This window comes from Mycobacterium sp. UM_Kg1 (assembly GCF_000972925.1).
GTDB classification, from domain to species: Bacteria; Actinomycetota; Actinomycetes; order Mycobacteriales; family Mycobacteriaceae; genus Mycobacterium; species Mycobacterium hiberniae.
Genome location: NZ_JRMK01000318.1, coordinates 1 through 1,005, shown reverse-complemented (window position 1 = coordinate 1,005; position 1,005 = coordinate 1). Strand labels below are relative to the sequence as shown.

1 protein-coding gene is annotated in these 1,005 nt (G+C 60.4%); it reads left to right on the top strand.

Annotated features, from left to right (window positions below; all coding sequences use genetic code 11):
* Window positions 1-406: 406 nt before the first annotated feature.
* Entirely contained in the window at window positions 407-811 is a 405-nt protein-coding gene (locus tag LI92_RS22775) for a hypothetical protein (protein WP_286135224.1), read from the top strand.
* The last annotated feature ends 194 nt before the right edge of the window (window positions 812-1,005 follow it).

Sequence of the window (1,005 nt, the reverse complement as noted above, 5' to 3'; positions counted from 1 at the left end):
CAGTCCCGCCGAGTTCGCCCTAAAGTGGACCACGACCCACCAACCCCAAGCCGCATAGCGACTGGACCATCAATCGGGTCCCCCTCACCACCACTCGACACCAGTCTCCGCGACGCTGCACGCGAGTTGGCCCTGTACCTCCAAACCCAGGCAGCAATGGCTAGCACTGAAACCGGCACTTCTGCGGCATGGCAACAGATAGTCGAAGACACCAACGCTAAAGACCTGGCGGTTAAGGCGCTGTGCGTTGGATGAACTTCCCCACCACGCAGGCCGCATCGCATCACACGATGCACCAATTACGAAACCTACCTGGGCTAGCATCGCCAAAGTGACAATGACGCCTCCCCCTTGGTCCGCCCCCCTTCCCGCCCAGCCACGCCAACGGTGGACTGCGTTCCTCGCCGTGCTCGCTGCGGTGCTGTCTATCGCGGCACTAATTGTCGCGTTCACCCGGACCTCAGTCGCAGCGGAACCGCACTTCACAACTGCGCAGAGGGCTGACGCCAAGGACCGTCTCTGCCGCAGTTACAGGCTGGCCGCACATGCGGAGCATATAGAAACCAACTTGCCGGACAACGCAGCGCTCGGGCGTCTTTCCGCTACCAACGGCGCACTGATCCTCCAAACTGCTGCAGCCGACCCGGCACTCGATAGCCAGTACCGCGACGCAGCACGTAATTTGGCACTTAGCTACCAAAAGCTCGTTGCGATCGCCACTGGTAGGAGCGCTAATGCGCCGGAAATCACCGATGCTATCGCGGACGCGAATGCTAAAGATCGAGTGATGTTAGATCTCTGCGGCGAATGATCAACTGCTTCACGTCAGCGCAAGAGTTGATCCCCCCGGTGAGTCCGGAGGCTGCAGTCTTTGTGAAGAACGGAGTCATGTCAGAAGGCTCTGCGCGCAGGTACCGGTGAGGGGGACCCGATTGATGGTCCAGTCGCTATGCGGCTTGGGGTTGGTGGGTCGTGGTCCACTTTAGGGCGAACTCGGCGGGACTG